The organism is Paeniglutamicibacter sp. ZC-3 (genome assembly GCF_025847175.2).
In the GTDB taxonomy this organism is placed as follows: Bacteria; Actinomycetota; Actinomycetes; order Actinomycetales; family Micrococcaceae; genus Paeniglutamicibacter; species Paeniglutamicibacter sulfureus.
This window is the reverse complement of sequence record NZ_JAOYTG010000064.1, coordinates 1-559: the sequence shown is the minus strand read 5'-3', so window position 1 is coordinate 559 and position 559 is coordinate 1. Positions and strand designations below refer to the sequence as shown.

Below are 559 nucleotides of genomic sequence, written 5' to 3'. Positions count from 1 at the left end.
CTCGCCTTGCTGGGCCAACATGATGGCGGCGCCCCTTGGACTCGCATCGCCGCCGAGTCGGGGGTGCCGCTGCGGACACTGGCGCGCTGGTCCGCGAAGTATCGCGCCGACCCAACATCTAGGGGTTTGCAGCGTACCCGCCGTACCGATCACGGGCGCCGGCGGATCCGGGCCGAACTCATCGAGGCCATCGAGGCACTGGCCCTTCAGCGCCCCGAACCCACCGCCGCCTACATCCACCGCCGCGTGGGCGACATCGCGGCCGACCGCGGACTCAGTCCGCCGAGTTACTCCAGTGTTCGTGCGATCATCGGTGCCATCGCCCCGGGACTTCGCACGCTTGCGCAAGAAGGGGATGCCGCGTACCGGGATCGCTTCGAGTTGGTGTTCCGCCGCGCCACTGCCCGCCCCAACGAGCAGTGGCAGGCCGACCATACACCGCTGGACATCATGGTCCTGGGCAGGAAAGGGACCGCGGTGCGGCCGTGGCTCACGGTCGTGTTGGATGACTATTCCCGCGCCGTTGCCGGATACACCCTCTTCACCGGGGCCCCGTCGG

At 68.9% G+C, this 559-nt stretch carries 1 pseudogene; it reads left to right on the top strand.

The features are described from left to right. Positions 1 to 6: 6 nt before the first annotated feature. Positions 7 to 559 (top strand): annotated as a pseudogene (locus tag OIU93_RS20565) (transposase); the annotation flags it as partial.